The organism is Mesorhizobium sp. M7A.F.Ca.CA.001.10.2.1 (genome assembly GCF_003998575.1).
Classification (GTDB): Bacteria; Pseudomonadota; Alphaproteobacteria; order Rhizobiales; family Rhizobiaceae; genus Mesorhizobium.
This window is the reverse complement of the sequence record NZ_RZQY01000564.1, coordinates 1-4087: the sequence shown is the minus strand read 5'-3', so window position 1 is coordinate 4087 and position 4087 is coordinate 1. Positions and strand designations below refer to the sequence as shown.

At 63.4% G+C, this 4087-nt stretch carries 4 protein-coding genes; 2 read left to right on the top strand and 2 right to left on the bottom strand.

Going from position 1 to position 4087, the window contains the following annotated elements; translation table 11 throughout:
* Together argC and speB are read right to left on the bottom strand one after the other, a co-directional pair.
* Window positions 1-479: N-acetyl-gamma-glutamyl-phosphate reductase (argC, locus tag EN964_RS27310; RefSeq protein WP_127276971.1), on the bottom strand; the 479-nt coding region annotated here is incomplete at its 3' end.
* Between the two features lie 30 nt (window positions 480-509).
* The gene (speB, locus tag EN964_RS27305; protein WP_127269614.1) at window positions 510-1517 is read right to left on the bottom strand and encodes an agmatinase; all 1008 of its coding nucleotides are present in this window, start codon (window positions 1515-1517) and stop codon (window positions 510-512) included.
* Window positions 1518-1640: 123 nt separating this feature from the next.
* Here speB and EN964_RS27300 point away from each other — a divergent pair, with 123 nt between their 5' ends.
* The gene (locus tag EN964_RS27300) at window positions 1641-2849 is read left to right on the top strand and encodes an acyltransferase (RefSeq protein WP_127269615.1); all 1209 of its coding nucleotides are present in this window, start codon (window positions 1641-1643) and stop codon (window positions 2847-2849) included.
* Window positions 2850-2946: 97 nt separating this feature from the next.
* A complete protein-coding gene (locus EN964_RS27295) occupies window positions 2947-4005 on the top strand; it encodes a glycerophosphodiester phosphodiesterase family protein (protein WP_127269924.1) in 1059 nt (352 codons plus the stop codon).
* Window positions 4006-4087 lie beyond the last annotated feature (82 nt).

The window sequence follows — 4087 nt, the reverse complement described above, 5'->3', positions numbered from 1 at the left end:
ACATAGTCCTCGATCATCGGCCGTCCGCCGCCCGAATAGCCCGAAATGCCGTTGACGGTGATCGGGAAATCCGCCGGCAGCAGGCCTGACGTGACCAGCGGCCGTAGCGTGGCGATCGGTCCCTGCGGCCAGCAGCCTGGGTTGGCGACGCGTTTTGCCGAGGCGATCGCCTTTGCCTGGTCCTTGTCCATCTCGGCGACACCATACGCCCAGCCTTCCGCCACGCGATGCGCGGTCGACGCATCGATGACCTTGGTGGTGTCGTTGGCGATCAGCGAGACGCTTTCCTTCGCCGCGTCGTCAGGGAGGCACAGGATCGCGACATCGGCGGCGTTGAGAAACTCGGCGCGCGCCGCCGTTTCCTTGCGGCGTTCGGTCGGGATGGACATGATCTCCAGATCACTGCGCTCGGCAAGCAGCGCCCTGATCTGCAGGCCGGTGGTGCCGTGTTCGCCGTCGATGAAGATTTTCGGTTTCATGGGTTGATCAAATTCCCTGATATTTCAAGATTATATGCCCTGACCTTGAATCACTGCGGCACCATTGTGGTTGCCGTTGTTCAACTCTTCAAGCCGGGCCTTTCGCTCAGCCAGCAGGCCGAGATATTGCATGGCCACCATCGAGCCGGCGATCGCCGTTATATCGGCGTGATCATAGGCCGGCGCAACCTCTACGATGTCGGCACCGACAATATCGATCTGGTTGAGTTGGCGCAGCGTCGACAGGATCTTCGCCGAGGACGGCCCGCCGGCAACTGGCGTGCCTGTGCCAGGCGCGTAGGCCGGATCGAGGCAGTCGATGTCGAAGGTGAGGTAGGTCTTCTTGCCGCCGGTGCGGTCGACGATGGCGTAGGCGATATCGGACGCCCGCATCTCCTCGATTTCATGGCCATGGAGGATCTTGATGCCGAACGTGTCGGGTGCATGGGTGCGGATGCCGATCTGGATCGAGCGGTCGGGGTCGATGATGCCTTCCTTGACGGCACGGCCGACGAAGGATCCGTGGTCGATGCGCTTGCCGTCGTCCGGCCAGGTGTCCTGATGGGCGTCGAACTGCACCAAGGCGAGCGGACCATGGACGGCGGCATGCGCCTTGAGCAGCGGCCAGGTGACGAAATGATCGCCGCCGAGCGTCAGCAGGAAGGCGCCGGACTTCAGGATCTTGGCCGCTTCACGTTCGATCGTGCCGGGTGTCTTCTGGTGATTGCCCGAATCGAGCAGGCAATCGCCATAGTCGACCACCGCCAGATGCTCGAACAAATCGCGTGAGAACGGATATTGCGGGTCGTTATCGAGGATCGCCGAGGCGCGGCGGATCGCCTGCGGCCCGAAGCGGGCGCCGGGCCGGTTGGTGACGGCGGCATCGAAGGGAATACCCCACACCACAGCATCCGCGCCCTTCACGTCCTTGGTGTATTTGCGCCGCATGAACGACAGCGCGCCGGAGTAGGTCGGCTCGAACGCGGCGCCCGTTTTGGAACGGGCGGTGAAGGCGTTGTCGATGTTGTTGTTCGCCATTACGGATCCTCGTTTTTCATCGGGTTGCAACAACTACAGAACCGGCACGGAAGATGCCAGTCACAGCTTGGCGAGACGGAATGGCGCTGCCCGAGTGCCACGGCAAGACAGGATTGTATCATCATGACGCAGACCGCGTTTCTCAACCCCACCCGTGCCGCGGCGTCGACCCGCACCGGCACGGTCGCCGGTGAACGCTTCCTGGTCCTCGATTCGTGGCGTGGCATCTGCGCGCTTCTGGTGGCGCTGTTTCACTTCCCGACCGGTTCGACGATTTCGCAAAGCGCCTTCATCGGTTCGTCCTACCTGTTCGTCGATTTTTTCTTCGTCCTTTCCGGTTTCGTCATCGCCAGCAGCTACGGCGATCGGCTGAACCAGCCGGAACAGGTCGCGCGCTTCGCACTGGTCCGTTTCGGCCGCATCTACCCGCTGCATCTGCTCATGCTTGCCGCCTTCGCCGGCTTCGAGTTGCTGCGGCTGATGCTGCCGCAATTGCACGGCACCGGGGCTGCCCCCTTCAGCGGAGGCTTCGACCTCGGCAGCCTGCTTGCCAATCTTCTTCTGCTCCAGGGTGTCGGTTTCGAGGATCAATTGACCTGGAATGCGCCAAGCTGGAGCATTTCGGCCGAGTTCTTCGCCTATCTCCTGTTTGCCGGCGTGGTCTTCGTCGCCGGTGCGCGCGCCTGGATATGGTTCGTCGCCGCCGCCGTCACCGCGCCGCTGTTCCTGCTCGGCTTCTCGAATCATCATATGGATGTGTCCTTCGATTTCGGCTTCATCCGTTGCCTGTACGGCTTCTCGCTCGGCGCCTTGCTGGCCTGGTTTCAGCATGATTCCATTGCAGGGGCGCGACAGGCCCTCGCCAGGAGCGGCCCGCGGATGGACTGGACCCTTGCCGAAATCGTCATGGTGACCGTCATCGTGCTTTTCGTCTCGCTGGCGGGCGGCAATGATTTCGGCATCGCGGCACCCCTGGTGTTCGCGCTGGCGCTGTTCCTGTTCGCCCATGAGGGCGGCTGGATCAGCGTCTTGCTGAGAACCCCGTTCATGTTGACGCTCGGCGCGCTGTCCTACTCGATCTACATGGTCCACATTTTCGTCCAGGCGCGCCTGATCAACATCGCCGGGCTCGTCGAGCGCAAGCTCGGCCTCGGCCTGATGGGCGATTTCATGCTGCGCGGCCAGCCTGCCACCGGCTTCGGCGCCGGCTGGACGGGAGCATTGGCGATCGTCGTCATGCTCGCGGCCACCATTGCCGCCTCCTGGATCACCTGGCGTTTTGTCGAGATGCCGGCCATGGCGTGGTTCCGCCGGCTCTCGAAACGCATCTGACGCGCACTCCCCGCGAACAACCGCTAGCCGGCTTCGTTCACCTGGATGTCACGAGGGTCGCCTATCCCGATCTCGATCCGGCAAGGAGCGATTCTCGATGCGGACCATCTGGCTGAGCCTTCTGTTTTCCTCGGCACTTGTGGCCTTTTCTGACCAGTCATTGGCCGGCGAGACCCGCGCCAGGCAGATTCTTGACCGCTTCGAGCACGCCAACCAGTGGCGCGACCACGTCATGGTGGCCGCGCATCGCGCCGGCAGCATGCAGGCGGGCAAGACGCTCTACGCGGAAAATTCGATTGCCGCCGTGGAGGGGTCGATCGCCATGGGCGCAGAAATCGTCGAGGTCGATATCAGGCGCTCGAAGGACGGTGAGTTCGTCGTCATGCATGACAGCTGGCTCGACCGCACCACCACCTGCAAGGGCGAGGTGGTCAAATACACCCTGGCCGAACTGAAGACCTGCAGGCTGGTGGTCGAAGGCACCGGTGCGGTGACGGGTGAAACAGTCTCGACGCTGCGCGAGATGCTGATGGCGACCAGGGACAGGATCCTCATCAACCTCGACAACAAGCTCGACGTCGGCGACCTCTCGGGCATGATCGCGGTGGCTCGCGATCTCGGCATGGCCGAGCAGGTTATCGTCAAGGAGAATTTGTGGAACCAGAACCGGATCACCACGGTCCAGGCGGCAATGACCGCTATCGGCGGCGGCTTCCAGTTCATGCCGATCATCGCCGATGATGCGGTGCGTGATGCCGGCTTCGCCCGGACGGTCGGCCATGCCTTTTCGCCGCGCGCAATCGAGCTGATCAACTGGCGGGCAGGCGCCGAGACGCTGACCGAGACCGGCGGACCGTTGTTCAGCATGCGCATGCGCGCGGCCGCGGTCAGGGGCAACTGGCACATCTGGGCCGACACCTACGCCATCGCCAACAAGCCGGGCGGCTTCCTTGCCGGCGGCCGCGGCGACGAACTGGCGGTGCAGGCCAGCCTGCCGCGCGAAGTCTGGGGTTTTTGGGCCGATCGCGGCGCCACAATCATCCAGACGGACGAGCCGAAGGCAGCCATCGTATGGCTGACGGCGAATGGTTTTCGCGTGCCTTATGCCAATGAGGCGCGGCCGGCCGAGCCGGCGAATACGGCGAGTATCAACTAGAGGCTCGCCGCTGGAACAGCGATCTCCCCCCTTGAGGGGGAGATGGCCGGCAGGCCAGAGGGGGGCGCCGCGCACAGAGCGC